This window comes from Paenibacillus illinoisensis NBRC 15959 (genome assembly GCF_004000925.1).
Taxonomy (GTDB): domain Bacteria; phylum Bacillota; class Bacilli; order Paenibacillales; family Paenibacillaceae; genus Paenibacillus; species Paenibacillus illinoisensis.
The window spans coordinates 107,516-122,864 of the sequence record NZ_BIME01000006.1 but is presented as its reverse complement, the minus strand read 5'-3'; the positions used below and the strand labels follow the sequence as shown (position 1 = coordinate 122,864).

General features: G+C 46.2%; 14 protein-coding genes. 4 read left to right on the top strand and 10 right to left on the bottom strand.

Features of this window, described 5'->3' with window-relative positions; all coding sequences use genetic code 11:
• On the bottom strand, positions 1 to 387 hold the full coding sequence (locus tag PIL01S_RS16195; protein ID WP_127538391.1) for an iron chaperone: 387 nt from the start codon (positions 385 to 387) through the stop codon (positions 1 to 3).
• A gap of 52 nt (positions 388 to 439) precedes the next feature.
• Positions 440 to 1,102 (bottom strand): M48 family metallopeptidase, encoded by a 663-nt coding sequence (locus tag PIL01S_RS16190; protein ID WP_127538390.1) that lies wholly within the window; start codon positions 1,100 to 1,102, stop codon positions 440 to 442.
• Positions 1,103 to 1,274: 172 nt separating this feature from the next.
• On the opposite strand from PIL01S_RS16190, the gene PIL01S_RS16185 reads away from it, so the two are divergent.
• A complete protein-coding gene (locus tag PIL01S_RS16185) occupies positions 1,275 to 2,042 on the top strand; it encodes a GNAT family N-acetyltransferase (protein ID WP_127538389.1) in 768 nt (255 codons plus the stop codon).
• 94 nt (positions 2,043 to 2,136) lie between these two features.
• Here the strand turns inward: PIL01S_RS16185 and PIL01S_RS16180 are convergent, their stop codons facing one another.
• The 3 genes from PIL01S_RS16180 to PIL01S_RS16170 form a co-directional block, all read right to left on the bottom strand.
• Positions 2,137 to 2,694 (bottom strand): 2'-5' RNA ligase family protein, encoded by a 558-nt coding sequence (locus tag PIL01S_RS16180; protein WP_164764253.1) that lies wholly within the window; start codon positions 2,692 to 2,694, stop codon positions 2,137 to 2,139.
• 229 nt (positions 2,695 to 2,923) lie between these two features.
• Positions 2,924 to 5,305, bottom strand: coding sequence for a GH36-type glycosyl hydrolase domain-containing protein (locus PIL01S_RS16175; RefSeq protein WP_127538387.1), 2,382 nt, complete (start codon positions 5,303 to 5,305; stop codon positions 2,924 to 2,926).
• Between the two features lie 224 nt (positions 5,306 to 5,529).
• The gene (locus PIL01S_RS16170; protein ID WP_127538386.1) at positions 5,530 to 5,949 is read right to left on the bottom strand and encodes an ester cyclase; all 420 of its coding nucleotides are present in this window, start codon (positions 5,947 to 5,949) and stop codon (positions 5,530 to 5,532) included.
• A 289-nt stretch (positions 5,950 to 6,238) separates the two neighbouring features.
• Between PIL01S_RS16170 and PIL01S_RS16165 the strand changes: the two genes are divergently transcribed.
• On the top strand, positions 6,239 to 8,704 hold the full coding sequence (locus PIL01S_RS16165) for a transglutaminase domain-containing protein (RefSeq protein WP_127538385.1): 2,466 nt from the start codon (positions 6,239 to 6,241) through the stop codon (positions 8,702 to 8,704).
• Between the two features lie 93 nt (positions 8,705 to 8,797).
• On the opposite strand, the gene PIL01S_RS16160 is transcribed toward PIL01S_RS16165, so the two are convergent.
• The 4 genes from PIL01S_RS16160 to PIL01S_RS16145 all read right to left on the bottom strand — a co-directional run bounded on the left by PIL01S_RS16160 (position 8,798) and on the right by PIL01S_RS16145 (position 12,686).
• Positions 8,798 to 9,700, bottom strand: a complete 903-nt coding sequence (locus PIL01S_RS16160; RefSeq protein WP_095360984.1) for an SDR family oxidoreductase — start codon at positions 9,698 to 9,700, stop codon at positions 8,798 to 8,800.
• Between the two features lie 598 nt (positions 9,701 to 10,298).
• Positions 10,299 to 10,646, bottom strand: coding sequence for a hypothetical protein (locus tag PIL01S_RS16155; RefSeq protein WP_095288571.1), 348 nt, complete (start codon positions 10,644 to 10,646; stop codon positions 10,299 to 10,301).
• A gap of 15 nt (positions 10,647 to 10,661) precedes the next feature.
• On the bottom strand, positions 10,662 to 11,081 hold the full coding sequence (locus PIL01S_RS16150) for a hypothetical protein (protein ID WP_095288570.1): 420 nt from the start codon (positions 11,079 to 11,081) through the stop codon (positions 10,662 to 10,664).
• Between the two features lie 225 nt (positions 11,082 to 11,306).
• Positions 11,307 to 12,686 (bottom strand): amino acid permease, encoded by a 1,380-nt coding sequence (locus PIL01S_RS16145; protein ID WP_127538384.1) that lies wholly within the window; start codon positions 12,684 to 12,686, stop codon positions 11,307 to 11,309.
• 199 nt (positions 12,687 to 12,885) lie between these two features.
• On the opposite strand from PIL01S_RS16145, the gene PIL01S_RS30130 reads away from it, so the two are divergent.
• Both PIL01S_RS30130 and PIL01S_RS16140 read left to right on the top strand, forming a co-directional pair.
• A complete protein-coding gene (locus PIL01S_RS30130; RefSeq protein ID WP_307720992.1) occupies positions 12,886 to 13,035 on the top strand; it encodes a DUF6713 family protein in 150 nt (49 codons plus the stop codon).
• A gap of 33 nt (positions 13,036 to 13,068) precedes the next feature.
• Positions 13,069 to 14,061: a DUF4003 family protein gene (locus tag PIL01S_RS16140; protein WP_127538383.1), complete on the top strand. Its 993-nt coding sequence runs from the start codon at positions 13,069 to 13,071 to the stop codon at positions 14,059 to 14,061.
• Positions 14,062 to 14,165: 104 nt separating this feature from the next.
• Here PIL01S_RS16140 and PIL01S_RS16135 read toward each other — a convergent pair whose 3' ends face one another.
• A complete protein-coding gene (locus PIL01S_RS16135) occupies positions 14,166 to 15,155 on the bottom strand; it encodes a phosphotransferase (protein WP_127538382.1) in 990 nt (329 codons plus the stop codon).
• Between the last annotated feature and the right edge of the window lie 194 nt (positions 15,156 to 15,349).

The window sequence follows — 15,349 nt, the reverse complement described above, 5'->3', positions numbered from 1 at the left end:
CTACTTCTTTCGTTTCTTTTCCACTGCCTTCTCCACATTTTCCTTCACCCGAAATCCCACAATCCGGCGGATAAGCTCTTCGGGCAAGGGTTGATTCAGGGGAAACTGCACCGAGCCTTTAGCGCCTTTATAGACAGAGAGTTCATCCCGGAATGCCTCGATTCCACTGGGCGCAGGATAGAATCCGATATGGTTCTTATATGCGGCAAAATGGACCAGATTCCCGTGCAGCGCATACGTTGGCATCTGGTAGCTGATCTTCTCCTCCGCATTCGGAGCCGCTTCGCGAATAATCTGTCTTAATGCCTGCAGTCTGACCTGTACATCCGGAGCGAACCCCGAAATATATTCATCGACCAGTGCAGAATAATGGTTACCCTCAGCCATCCTGAACTCCTTCCACCACGATTCATGAACTCGTGATATGGATTTATTTTTTTCACAACGTCATGGCCCGGCCATTGCGCATCAGATAATCTTCCTTCGTCTTATAGTCCGGCATAATACTGCCGACGCGGCGCCAGAAGGAGCGATCATGGTTCATATGATGAATATGGCACAGCTCATGGATAATGACATAATCAATGACTTCCGGTGGTGCCATGGCCAGACGATAGTTAAACGTGAGCTTTTTGTCCCAGCTGCAGCTGCCCCACTTGGTGGGGGATTCCACAATGTCTATGGACTTTGGCTTGACCTTCAGCTCCTGTTGGTATGGACCAATACGTTCACCAATGACTCTCTTACACTCGGCAAAATAAAATTTCTTCAGATTCGCCCGCAGCTCATCCTCGGACAACCCTTCAACCTTAATTAACTCATGCAGTGCATATTCCTTGCCCAGAAGCAGAAACTTCCCGTTGCCCTCTTCCTCATACGCTTTGGCCTTAGGCCCTTCCAGGGCCTGCTGCATTAGCGCCGATTTCTTCAATATGATTTCACCATGCTGCGCTACAAGCTGCTGAATCATCTCATCGCTCGTGCCATTGGGTGCCTTAATCGTTACCATGTAGGGCAGGTCCATCGTGATGGAAACCTTCTTGCCTTTGCCATATACCACATAGCATTGAATGATGTGTTCGTTTAGTTTAATCGTTAGCATGCTGTGCTCCGCTTCTTTTTGTTATCCATTCATTACGATTGTATACCATCCCAAGGTGATCTGCACAAACAATAGATCGATATTTGTTAAATAAAGCTGTATTATTATTCATTATTATGTATTATTATTTAAAACATACTGAATTCATTCTCATATAAATGGAGGATACCGTATGAAGCAAATCACTGAGAATGGCCACAAAATCATTGAGGAATTATCCCTCAATCACTGGCAGTCCCTTTCCACCTTGTTCTATGATGGATGGATTTTACGTTTTGCCAACGGATACACGAAGCGTGCCAACTCCATACAACCCATCTATGATTCTACCCAGGATGTGTTTGCCAAGATCGATGAGTGCGAGCAAATCTACGCTTCCCATCAGCTGAGTACCATTTTCAAAATCACACCGTTTATCCAGCCGGATCACTTGGATCAGCTTCTGCAGGACAGAGGGTATTCCATTGTGGATCACACCAACATGCAGGTGCGCAGTCTGGAAGAGCTGAAGGAACCGGAGTACCCTTTTGTACAAATCGATGAGCAGTTGACCCAGGAGTGGCTGGATCACTTTTGCCGATTGAATCAGGTACACGAAGGGAAGCGGGAAACAATGACACAGATGCTGTCCAACATCCGTACAAGTACGGGTTTCATTTCCCTCTTGGTCGATGGGCAAGTTGTTGCTTGTGGGCTGGGCGTTGTCGAGCGTGGCTATATCGGCTTGTATGATATCATTACGGATGCCGCTTATCGGAATCGCGGGTTCGCTGAACAGATGATATTACATCTCTTGCATTGGGGGAGAAAACAAGGCGCCACATTGAGCTATCTGCAGGTTGTAGCCAGTAACGCTCCCGCCATAAAGCTTTACGCCAAACTGGGTTATTCGAAAATCTACTCGTATTGGTATAGAGTTAAGGATTTCCACGAATCTTGATCCTAAATTCTAATGTTGATTTTCGAGCTAAGACAACCGCCTTGGTGAGTAAGGCGGCTGTCTTGGGAGGCGATACTTTGGTTATATTGTTATCTTAGACAAAGTGCAAAGCTTTCGTATATATAGAGGGTGATTTTATACATTTCCCATTCTCATATATAGCTTTGATTACTGATATTTCAACGATATTAGTACGTAGACTTTCGATTCTTTTAGTGCAGTAAACCATCGCTTCTTTTAAATTCTCATCGTTTAATCGGTTTGCTATTGTACAGTGAGGTATCCAATGATTGGGGAGATATTGAGACTCAGCATTCATTCGGTATTTTTCAAAGAAATGGTGATGATTAGCATGAAACGTTAATAATTCTTGGGAAGGAACAGGGGCAAGAAATACAATTCCTGTGTTCAAAAAAGTCCCTATTGAGTTCATAGTGATTGAAAGTTGTTTTTTAGATTCATAAAAGCAGTCAAAATCGCTTATAAATTTGTCGATATCTACGTCAGAGTCATAACCTGCTATGGTAATATGAGGTCGTCTATCCTGTACTTCTTCTGCATACCTGGAAACTGCATTATCACTCAATTCTTTCCAAACCTGCTTTATATAGAGCTCTGTATCCTGGTCAAAATGAGCCACTACTCCGTACAACTCCATAACCCCCTCCATAACTATAACCCTTGCAATGGAGAGTATTCAACGGCGCCATTGAGCAATCCTGCCCGCAAATCATCTCCGAATGAAATCGCCACCTTCGTTATAAAACATTGGTTCACAATTATCGAATATCGACATAAGGTTTAACCTGGCCTATAAAATATTTTAATAAAAAATGCCTTTCTTAAAAAAACAAGAAAGGCATTTCAAGTTTATCTATTCCTTATGATATAGGAAGCTTAACCAGTACCTCGTATGACTTGCCAGCCTGGATATCCTTAATCATGTCTCCTTCGATCAATTGACCGTTAACATACACTTCAGTCTTTCGGACAGCCGCATCCCGTTTCATCTCCACCTGCAGCTCGGCACCACGGAACAACCTGGTCACCGAAGCCTTATTCCAATCCGCAGGTAATTGTGGACGGACAAGCAGCCCTTCGGCGTGACCCTGCAATCCGAACAGTCCATCGATCAGGCAGCGATACACCCAAGGTACCGTACCTGTGTTGAACAGATGGCTGGAGCGCCCAGCTGTACGTGGAAATTGTCTGTAGGCCCCGCGATAATAATTGGGGATGAATACAGGTAACTGTCCCCGCTGGAGGATATCTTCGGTATCGGGACCAGGAATCATTTTGCGAAGGAGACGATACGCGTTCTCCTTGTCATTCACCAAATACAGAGCATAGATGTAGAACGCAGCCGCGTGGTTGTAGACCGCCCCATTCTCGGCGCTGCCCGGATGTTTTTGCGTAACCCGGCCGACATCTTCCCGCATAGCTGTGAAAGACGGTGCCAGTTTCTCCACACCATACGGGGTCTCCAATTGCTCCTCCACTGCCCGGATCAGCTTCTTCCGCTTCTCCTCATCGGCCGCGCCGCTCATCAGCGCCCAACCCTGAGGATTAATATAGATGCGTCCTTCCTGATCCTTGCTGATGCCAAAAACGACATTATCATCCGTTATTCCGCGTGCATACCATTCGCCATCCCAGAGATACTCATTCGCTACAGCATTGGTCCGGTCTGCTTCCTCACGGAATTGCTTCGCTGTCTCGGTATGCCCGGCCTGCTCGGAAATATCCGCCCATACCTTGAACGCATATGCCGTTGCAATGGTGAGCCAGCCGGATACCCCTTTGCCCTTATAACCCACCATGTTCATCGGATCACACCAGTCGCCCTGGTTAATGAAGTTGAGGCCGCGGTGGTCACGATCCTGAATCAGCCAGCGCATGGCCAGATTCATATGCTCCAGCACAGAAGCTTTCTCTTCACTGTCGGCAAATGCAACCTGCTCCTCCAAAATGCTGTAATCATTCGTCTCGTCCAGATACGTACGCATACAGACCGGAAGCCAGATACAGTGGTCCGTATGAGGAACTTGGTTGATGTATTTGAGCTCGGCATCCGGGTGCAAAATGATTCCATCCGGCATCGCGCCGCTTGCATGCTGCTGAGCCAGGGCTGTCAGGAAGGCTTCACGTGCGATCGCAGGCTGAATGTAACTCATGCCCATGTTATCCTGCAGATAGTTCCGGGTCTGCGGATCAGTCGTCAGACGGTTCGTTTTGCCGTGGTAATACATTTGGCGTGGCAGCCAGTGGTTTACAAAATTATTCAATCCGTCATCCGGGGTCTGGATCTGGATATTTCCCTGTCCTTCTGCAACGTAAGCCGCATATTCCTGTTCGGCCAAGGCAAAGCCATCCAATCCTTCATGATCCCGCTTGATAAAATACTGCTGTCGGATGCGTTCGATCTCTGCCTCATCATGAGCCGGGCCAAAGATAAACCGGTATTCCCGCTCAGCCCCAGCTTCGAGCTCCAACCTGTACTGAAGGACAGCAACAGGTGTCTCATACCTTGCATCCCCGCCCTCCAAGGTGTCCAGCTGCAATGCCGATGGAGCATGAAGGCCGCCCTCGCCCTCGAAACGCTCGTGATTCACTTCCCATGAAGCAGGCTTGCGATCCGCAAGCAGGTAGGTCTTGTCGCTGTAATTTTTGATTTTGGCATAATCCTGATATTTCTGATACGGCGTAATGGACGAGCAGACGATTCCCTGCAAATCATCCACATATTCACCGGATTGATTCATCCATGACATATAACCAACCGTGAAATACGGATACATGCTCAGCTTGCGTTTATGAGAGGAAAGGTTCTTCACCTTCACTTGCCACAGCTCCATGGCATCCGCTTTGGGCAGACGCAGGCTCATCTCAATGGAAATGTCATCGCTTACAACATTCCAGCGGATATCGTGTTTACCCACGGCGAATGTATAGCTGTCCGCCTGTTTTCGCACCGGCTCATATGGAGCCGAGAAAATGTTTCCGCCTACTTCATCCTTGATGTAGACAAATCTCCCCGGATGATGCGCATAATACGGCTGCTCCGGCTGCATAAATGTTTTCGCTTCCAGATTGGGTGCATGCGAGTACTTGGCAGGCTCCGGCTGCATGAATTGCGCCACAGCATATCCGCGGCAATTCATATGGATCATCATCTTTTCGTTCCATAGGAATCCGGATGCCTTGGGCATACTTGTCGGACTGGTCAGCTCATAATATTCATTATCGTTCGTTGCTCTGATCATCACTGAACCTCTCTTTCGGGTTATGAAATTGGAATGACAGAAAACGTTTTAGTAACTTGTATACAACTTCATTCATTATAACACGGGAACGCTTACAGTCACGGATAAATGTTCAAAAAATTCATGTGAATTAACCTGCTCAGCTCATAAACATCGCAAAACATTCTATTAAAAATAAAACTTCTGATTAGGTGCTCCGATTTAACAAAAAAAGAGCTGAATTCTCAGCTCTTATTGCGCTCCAATTGTTTTTCGATGCCCAGCCTGTCAATCTGAATCCAATATTCTGCAATCCGCTCATTTTCCACGCGATATACAGCACTGGCAATTTCAATAACCGGCCGATGGGTTGGTGTGTATCCGTCCACTTCTCCCATATGTATACCCTCTTGTCTCCAGCGCACATACACTTTATCGCCCTGGGCGATCAGTTCCTGAATCTCAAGTGAGAATTCACCGTAGGCCTGAATCATTTCTCTCACATGATCCGCATATTCGTATGGTGTCCTTTTTACTGTCACTTCCTCTTCCGATATCACCTGATGGGCCAGTACCTGTTCGGCCATCAATGTATCAGCATAATCAAGGTTACGACCTGACCGTACCTCCTTGAAAAAAGCTCTGACAATCTGTTCAGGGGTCATTGCACGCCACTCCGTTTACATTGGATTTTCTACTACATCTGAAACCCAGCCTTCTATATCTTCCCTTATTCTAACATCCATTCCATGGTGGGAGATCAATCTGTTCTACTGTTCTACGGGACTATTATCCCTATTAGCATACCTTGACAATGAGACTATATAACCATAAACTAGCAAAAGACTTTAGGTAATTAATAGGAGGTTTTGCTGATAAGAGGTTTCGGATTGATTTTTACCATAAATGATAATGTCAGGTGTATGAACAAGAAAAACCAGAAAGCGGTGTATCATGAAACGTCTATTCGTAATGTTGTTTGCCCTCACCCTGTTGCTGGCCGGATGCCAGAGCAATGACAAGGAGAGCAGTCCGAGCGACAATAATCCCACAGAAACGTTAGAAGGCTCTACCATATTGAGTTTGAAGCAAAAATACGGCTCCGAATCAAGCCCATCAATTATGCCCATGTATAACGTAGCTCAAGACGAAGAATTCAAGTTTACATTTAAGGCTGACCTAAAAACCAGTCGTCTTCAAGCAAGTGACATGATAAGTGTACATACCGATATTAAAGCCTTGGAAGCAAGTAAAGTCTATGCCATACCGGAAATCAATGATAATAGCATTTCGATCAAACCTCTCGGATGGGGTGTATTAAGCTCGGAGAAGCTGAAAGCTCAAAAACAAAATACATGGGGTGGTGCCCCCATCTATTACATTCGTCTGAACTATAATCCAGATGCTGAGAAACTGACACTACTTGATCAACCCATGATTATTCCTTTTACAGTAAAATCCGAGCTGCCTGTTCCGAATCTGAAGTATGAGATCGACAAGGATAAACGGTTCACGCTTACCTGGGACAAGGTAGAGGGCGCGGCAGAGTACAAAATCTATAATCGTGCTGATCGAACCGTTATTTTTGAAACAAACAATGTTCCCCTGCAAGGGGCAGAGAAAGCATACAATGGAAGCAATCCGCTGGTCGTAGCGACGACAACCGAGACATCCTTCAATGATTTCAATGAGGATGGCAAAGGCGGCCTTGGTATCATGAATGAACTAACGACATCCTATCAGAACCATGGCATGAAGGGTGAATACTACGTCACTGCTGTCAGTGGGGACATGGAATCGAATTTCAGTAACGGTGTGGCCACTGCTCCTCTCTCTAACCAGCTGCCCATGGCTCTAAAAGAACAGCTCTATATGAAGAAATTGAAGAACACAAACGAACTGCCGAAAACAACAAGTATTGAGCACATCGACGGTTCTTTCTCCCAAGGATCAATTGTTTATGATATTGCGAATGTAGAAATCTCGGAGTTCAACGAAACGAACATTCCTTTTCATATCAAAGGGACCGCTCTTAAGAGCTACGTACGGGTAGAATCTGTAACCCAAGAAGACTTGGCCAAATTGGATCAACAAACGGTCGCTGAGTCCAGTAACGGACTGGTTGAACCAAAAAATGACACACCTTACGTCCCTGCACCTGATGTGCCAACCATCATTAACAATAATGATGGGCCTGCATCGGAGACTGCAACAGAGACTGTGCCTGAAGAGTCTACAACGACTGCTGTTCCAGCACCTGAAGATGAAGTGGACACGACTACTGAAGAAGGTTCTGAACAAGCTCCTGCTTCTAACCCTGAAACGGCAGAAGCAAACCTGGTGGACGAACAGAAATCGAACACACAGCAGAATGTTGAAGAAGGCAACCAGGAAACTGTTCCTGAACCGGCTGCAGGTGATAAACTCATCAATGCGGATTCTGCACTGGAAGAAGTGCTGGCCAAAAACATGATTGCTGCTGAAGATCAAATCTCACTGAAAGCTTTTCCCGAAGCCCAAAATTTCACAACGCTCTCGGATGTTGTCCTGAAAGTGATGTATCAGAATCCATTGATTCTCGGCGTTGAAGGGTTCGAATACAACTATGATACGTTGACGCTCACCATTCATTACAATGAATCTGCAGATGTCATCCAGAAGAAACAAGGCGAGATTATTGCCAAAGCAAACGAAGTTGTTGCTTCCATCATCAAGGATGGCATGAAAGATGATGAGAAACGAAAAGCCATCTATGATTATTTGAATGATAATGCGAAGTATGACGATGCAGCACTGGAAAGTGCGGAGCAAAACAACTTCAAAAATGTAGACGCTCAGTTTAACGACTCATTCACCACCTACGGTATTCTGGTCAAAGGGGTTGGTGTATGCGCCAGCTATGCTTCGGTCTACAAACTGCTCTCCGATCTGTCCGGATTGGACAGCATTGTCGTAACAGGAGCATCCAGTGGTGTTCCTCATGCATGGAACAAGGTCAAAATCGGAAATGAATGGTTCCACGTAGATGCCACGAACAACCTGACCAACTCCGGTATTCCCTACTTCCTATACAATGCAAACGATGAGACGGCTGCAAGTCAGGAAACGATAGCGGATCAAGATTACTGGATCGATTCCGAACTCGAACTGTTTCATGGTGAAAGTGATACGAATGACTATTATGTGCAAAATGAACTCGAAGTCGCTTCGGTCAATGAATATAAAACAAAGACGGAGAGTGAACTGAAAAATGGGGAGAAACGGGTTATTCTGAGATTTGCCTCTCCTGTTGACTCCGATGAATTAATGACAGCAGCAGGCGAAGCACTTGCTGCGGTGGATGAAGCCCTGCTGAACACGGCACAACTGGCAACGCTGGGCAGTTACACGATTCTGGAAACCAATCCGGAACAAAAATAATAACCAGAACATAAAGAACTCCATCACCCATATCGGGAATGGAGTTCTTTGCTTAACAAGCTAAACCATTTAGGGCCCATTTACGGTCTCCTGTTACGGACTAACGGTACCACCGTTGGCATTCAGGGTCTCACCGCTCACGTAACTGGATTCCTGGCTCGCCAGGAATACAAAGGCAGGTGCCATCTCGGCAGGTTGTCCTGCCCGGCCAAGTGGCGTATTGGAGCCGAAACTAGCAAGCTTCTCGACAGGCTGTCCGCCAACCACCTGAAGTGGTGTCCATACCGGACCTGGCGCTACAACATTCACGCGGATACCTTTGCTGCCGACCTGCTGGGCCAGTGCTTTGCTGAACGTGTTGATAGCCGCCTTCGTCGTTGCATAATCCAGCAGGATTGGCGAAGGGCTGTACGCCTGTATGGACGACGTATTGATAATGGAGCTGCCTGGTTTCATATGTTTTACAGCCGCTTTGCAGAGCCAGAACATGGAATACACATTCGTTTTGAATGTCGCATCGAACTGCTCTGTAGTCAGATCCGCAATCTGTTCCACAAACTGCTGTTTACCTGCCACGTTGGCAAGAATATCGATCCCGCCAAGCTCCTTAACGGCAGACTCAATGAGCTGCTCGCAATAATTCTCATCCTTCAGGTCACCGGGAATCGCAACAGCCTTACGGCCTGCTTCTTCAATCAGCTGTACCACTTCTTTGGCATCTGCTTCTTCTTCAGGAAGATAAGACAGCACAACATCCGCGCCTTCACGGGCAAAAGCAATCGCCGCCGCGCGGCCGATTCCGCTGTCTGCCCCGGTTACTACGGCTTTGCGTCCAGTCAGACGTCCGCTGCCTTTGTAGCTCTTTTCGCCTGCATCAGGCACAGGTGTCATCTCGCGCTGAAGTCCCGGCTCTTCCTGCTGCTGTTTCCATTCTGATGTTGCCTTCGGATATTGTGTCGTCGGATCTTGTACAGTATGCTGGTCTTGATTAGCCATGTTCAATTCCTCCTCGGGTAAATTTACACTCTCTAAAAATAGAACCAATGGACTCTACACGGGTCACTGCGCGGTCAAAGCAACCTTCCGATCGCTGTTATCCCCCAATTTTTTGTATTCCTTTAGAAGGAGAAAATTCGGTGATAAAGGCGAACATTTCATTTCTCCAGGTTTTCTCTGCCCTCTACGTTAATGTGTAGATGTGAAGTTCAATTTAAATAGAATGTGTAAATTTCAATTTATTTATAGTTGGGTTTCATAAAAGTTGCACTCTTTTCTTTGTAACCGAGATGGGTGAAATTTAAACTGGGCTTGATCATTTCCTTAAGGCAGCTGCAGCATTTAAATTGAAGGCTGTTCCGTAAACCGCTGGATCGTTTACATCGTCCTCATCTTGCTTATCCCCCCTTGTCTGCTGCAATGGAATTGATATTGATCGCGCAGCAGCTTTTCTAGTTCATATCCTAAAACCTCCAGTAACAGGAGATTCAAGAGATATTTTTCAGAGGGTGACACTGCTCAAAAGACAAATAAAAAAAGAGAGGGAACTCCCCTCTCTTTTTACATATTCTAATTCGTAAACAACGTAAACTTACTCTTACCAGGATGTACGTGGTTTTTGAATAGCATCCGTTTCTTTTTCTATATCTGTCATCATGTCTTTAATCCGGTCCAAAGCCAGTTGGAGTTGCTTTTGATGTGCATCCAGGCGATGAGCCATCGATCGAATCTGCTCTTGTGTAGGAGGCTGCGGCGCATGGGAGATTTCAATCAATTCTTTTTCAATAGCATCTATTCCATCCAATCCTGTACCCAGCATCTCAATGCCAAACTTGGCCTTATCTGCAATATGATCTATCTTTAAAGCCGTTTCTTTTGCTTGTTTGTTGCCCCAGCCACCCGATATGTAATTGGGCTGACCTACAGGTGGTGTATAATCGCTCATAGAGACCTATCCTCCCTACTTCTGATACTTATCGGTAATTTCATCAATCTTATCTGTCAACTTGTCAATTTCGTCCGTGAGACTATCAATTTCGTTGGTTAACTTATCTACATCTTTAATGTTCTTCTGAACCTCGTCAATGTTGCCGCTAGTAGCTATAACTTTGGACATTACTTCTTGTGCAATTGATGTTACCAGTACTTGTACATGATCAGGAGCATCTTGTCCAACTTGTGCGACCAATCTGTCAATCAGAGGTTTGATCTGAGATAATGTCGTTGCAGCGTTTGAAAGCTCACGACCACAAGAGTTCAATTCAGAGTCAATTTTATCCGATACCCGGTCAATTTTGGATTGGGTGATCTGGTCGATTTCTCTGATGACTTTGTCGATATCATTTGACATCTCACGCACTGCGCCTTTTCCTACTAACATTAGCAAACTCCCCCAGTATGTTTACAAATTCTTCAATCTCCTTGATTATAAGGTAAGCCTTAATACTGTTCAATAAATTAAGTTGTTATTTCGACTCATTGTTACAAAAAAAACAAAAAATGCACCCTTGAATGACACCGAATCTCTAAAGATTCTTCGATGTACTCAAGAAATGCATTTTGGGTACCCATTGAACAATTCACACCACAGTTTTATAACATAAATCTATTGTTCTTCTCCACCGTCTACACGCTGCTTTTTCCCAATACCGAATATGAAATATCCGATCACCACGATGGCCATAAAGGTCGCACCCACAATCAGGGGCAAACGCGTATCCGGGTTAAACGCCATCCCGATGATAACGAGGATCAGATACACAATAATAATGTAGTTGCTGATGGGGAACCATTTGGACTTGAAGTTGTGTTCCCCCATCTCACTACCCCAGCGCTTTCTGAACCGGAACTGGCTGAAGGCCAGTGCGAACCACGGCACCATCCCCGGAAGAACACTAGCACTGTAAATATACAGGAACAGTTTGGAATCCGGCATCAGGTAGTTCAAGATTACACCAATTAGCAGCAGGGAGATCGTAATAACGATGCTGTTGCGTGGAACCCCGCCTTTGGACAGCTTTTTGAAAAAGGCAGGTGCCTGTCCATTCTCAGCAAGCGTATATAACATACGTCCCGCACTGTAAATTCCGCTGTTACATCCCGACATCGCAGCCGTGAGCACCACGAAGTTGATAATGCCCGCAGCAGCCACGATACCAACCTTGGCAAAGGTGAGTACAAACGGGCTTCCCGTCTGTCCCACTTCATTCCACGGGTACAATGTCACGATGACAAAGATAGCCCCTACATAAAAGATAAGGATACGCCACACGATATTTTTGATCGCTTTACGCAGCGTATGCTTCGGATTCTCCGCTTCCCCTGCCGTAATGCCGACCATTTCCACGCCCTGATAGGCAGCCGTTACGATACATAGAGCAAACAGGAATCCTTTGATTCCTCCCGGGAAGAAGCCTCCATGACTCACCAAATTCGATAATCCGATTGGCTGTCCACCGTTACCCAGACCGAAGAAGATTAAGCCCGTTCCGATCACGATCATGAACACAATGGCTGTTACCTTAATCATGGCGAACCAGAATTCAAACTCCCCGTAATATTTCACCGCAGCCAGATTCGCCGCCGCAATAATGAGCACACCAGCCAGTGCCGGCAGCCATTGTGGAATATCCGGAAACCAGTACCCGACATAGATACCGATCGCCGTAACTTCCGCCATCCCCACCGTTACCCAGAGGAACCAGTAACTCCAGGCGGTCAGGAACCCGGCAAGCGGACTGATATATTTATGAGCAAATGTGGCAAAGGATCCGGTGACAGGCTCCTGAATCAACATCTCACCCATAATACGCATAACAAAAAAGATAATGATCCCGGCCAGCAGATAGGCCAGCAGCACCGAAGGACCTGCCCATTTGATCGTACTCGCCGAGCCCATGAACAATCCAACGCCGATTGTACCCCCGAGTGCAATCAGCTCAACGTGACGGGGCTTAAGCCCTCTAGATAGTTGCTTCGATTCCAAACGATTCTCCCCTTTTCTTGTGTGCAGCTTCGTGTTGTCAGAATTACATTTTTATGTTCACATTAACGCAATGCAGAATTGCTTCACCAAATTGTACGAGATGTGCCGCAGAAATACAACAAGGAATGTAAGGAAGCGTTTTTAATGAGAATGTTTATCATTTATAACGGTTTCTGGATAACAAACGATTACATTCTGGGTGCTGGACATCTTTTTCATCTTACATACGATATTGCATTTCTTGTTTGAGAAGCACCCTCGCAATCCATTTAAAAATTCGTTCTCAAGGGCATTCATCTACCCCATGGAAGTTTTTGCTTTAATTCATTTAATATTCCTAATAAACTAGGGGTAACAACTACTCATTTCGGGAGGTGTGCATATGGAGCAGCAGCATACAGCACGAGTCGAATTATTCGTTTCCAACGCACAGATCATCAAGAAGTCGTTCAAATGGCAAAATCCGATGATGCATCGCCTTGCGGCACTTCTCTATGCAGGCGAAAATAAAACGGCAGATGGTGAGGCCATTCGCCAGAGTCATGATCTGATGAAGCAAAATACAAACCTCTTTTCCGTATTCAGGGGCAATTCGGCCATCAGTATTGCCGCCATGCTCTCCCTTACCACGGATCAGGAGACGAAGCTGGCGGACACCCTGCATGTCTACGATCTGATGAAACAGATCAAGTTCCGCACTTCCGATTTCCTGGCCGTGGCTGCCTATCAGATTGCTGCCCAGGCAGCGCCTGACCAGTTTCAGTACACGGTGGAGCGTGCCAAGGCTTTTTACGATCAGATGAAAGCAAAACACCGCTTCCTGACCGGACAGGATGACTATATTTTCGCAGCCATGCTGGCTCTCTCCGATCTGGATGTGGAATCCGGTGTGGCCCGCATGGAGCAGCTCTATCGTGAACTGAAGCCAGAATTCTCCCCTGGCAACAGCGTGCAGGCATTGACCCAGGTACTGGTCCTTGGAGACGACAATCCTGAATCAAGCGCGCGTGTATTGGCATTACAGGAGGCGTTCCGTAAACGCAGTATCCGCTTGGATAAAACGTATACCCTATCCTCCCTCGGAGTTCTCTCTCTGCTGCCTGTCCACCAAGACACACTGGTGGATCAGGTGCAAGAAACGTTCGACTGGCTGCGTGACCAAAAGGGCTTCGGGGCATGGTCGATCACCAAACAGGAGCTGCTTCTATTCTCATCTGCCCTGGTGGCTGTTCAGCATGTTGAGAATCTGCGAAGCGGTGTGCTGACCACGACACTCTCTACCAGCATCACCAACATTATCATCGCACAGCAGGCCGCCATGGCCTCCGCTGCCGCGGCTTCAGCTGCTGCTGCCGCTTCATCTTCTTCAAGCTAACGTTCGCCAAGGCAGCTTATTATATGAAAAGCCCCCTCCGATTGATTCAGAGGGGGCTTAAGATAATTCAAAATAGGTGTAGAACAATTCATCATCTTCCGAAACTATATGATTCCCGTTTCTCGAAACTCCTCAATGAAACTGTTCAGCCAATCGTCACCATAATCGAGTGCACCCATATCATTTTCGATAAAAGCAACATCCAGGCCCATGACCCAGAATCTGCGAGCGATAATGAACAGGTCTACGGCCTGCTCGTCCTCTGGAGAGAAGCTTCGTATCGAACGATAACCTGCCATGAGCGCATTCCATAATTGTGCTTTTTGCTCACCGGATTGTCTCTTTCTAGCCTTTACTTGAGCCAGATCGTAGGCACGCCAGCCTTTGGCTGCCCACTCCAGGTCATAATGCGTAAACGAGCTTCCCTGCTGAAAGGCATTATTGTTGCCATGCATATCGCCATGACACAGTCCCCAATCCAGATTATGGGCAGATACTGTAATCCGCTTCTTCAGCTCCTCAGTAAACGCATACAAAAACGGTCCTGCTTCATGCGACTCTCCGATATACGCCATAATAAGCGCGAGCGGCTGATCAATCAGAAATCGTGTATCCAGCTCATATCTGGGCTGCTCCACTACCACCTGATCCATAGCCTTGTGCAGCTCAGCCGCAGATTGACCAAAAGCATAACAGGACTCCTCATCCTCCAGGTTGTTCTCGGTCCCCTCAATATAGCGGAACATCACGGCCACTCGTTTGCCTTCCGGCGCATCCAGAACGGTGTAATCACTACTATCCTTCCTCTTAATGTAATCACCAACATCTGCATGCACGGAAGTATTCAAAATCGCTTTCAATTGAGATAGCACGGACAACTCCGTGATGACTTCTTCCTCCCCGATCTCGGCACGGTACACCCGAAGGATGTGCAAGCCAGTGGAGGTTTTTACCCGGTATGTATCATTTAATCCTCGCAGCCAAAACAAACATTCTTCCCATTGACCCATATCATATTGATCTCTTAGAGCAAACTCCAAATATTTAGGGCTTAAAATAGAGCGCAATGCCATGGGTTGATTAAAATTAAGCATATTAATGCTCCTTTGGTTTAATAATTTCTGTTACTCCTATCATTTAATATATAGGTTACAGGTACATTTTGGAAGAGGAGTTAAAAGAAGTGTGCATTCTGGCAAACTCGTTTTACAACCTTTAGTGTTCTCGCTTTGAATCTAACCCTTGACCTTGAAGTACACTTCAACCTTTATACTGTAGATATCGTAAT